Genomic DNA, 570 nt, shown 5'->3' with positions numbered 1-570 from the left:
GCCGACTGGATATGTTTTGAATATTAAACCCATTGACTTTACAATCGCTGACAAAGCAGAGGGGCAACCAGAAGTTATCGAAGTGGGTAATTTTACGAACTATCAAGGCTCTGCGGAATTGATTAAAACAGATAAAAAGAATCAACCTTTAGCGGGAGCCGAATTCAATGTCCTAGATAGCGAAGGCAAAGTGGTTAACGCTCAACCTTTGAAATCAGACAAAGAAGGAAAAGTCACGATTGATCATTTAGCCCCTGGTGATTATCAATTTGTGGAAACAAAAGCACCGACAGGTTATGTTTTGAATACTAAACCAATTGATTTTACAATCGCTGACAAAGCAGAGGGGCAACCAGAAGTTATCGAAGTGGGTAATTTTACGAACTATCAAGGCTCTGCGGGATTAATTAAAACCGATGAAAAGAATCAACCTTTGGCCGGAGCCGAATTCAATGTCCTAGATAGCGAAGGCAAAGTGGTTAACGCCCAACCTTTGAAATCTGACAAAGAAGGTAAAGTCACGATTGATCATTTAGCCCCTGGCGATTATCAATTTGTGGAAACCAAAGC

At 40.7% G+C, this 570-nt stretch carries 1 protein-coding gene; it reads left to right on the top strand.

What is annotated here, in order from left to right; genetic code table 11:
* Positions 1–570 (top strand): MSCRAMM family protein (locus EP1_RS13590; protein WP_281176176.1); only part of this gene is annotated, 570 nt, incomplete at both ends.

The sequence above is a fragment of the Enterococcus pseudoavium NBRC 100491 genome (genome assembly GCF_001544295.1).
In the GTDB taxonomy this organism is placed as follows: Bacteria; Bacillota; Bacilli; order Lactobacillales; family Enterococcaceae; genus Enterococcus_A; species Enterococcus_A pseudoavium.
The sequence above is the reverse complement of the archived record's forward strand: the minus strand, read 5'-3'. Positions and strand labels throughout refer to the sequence as shown.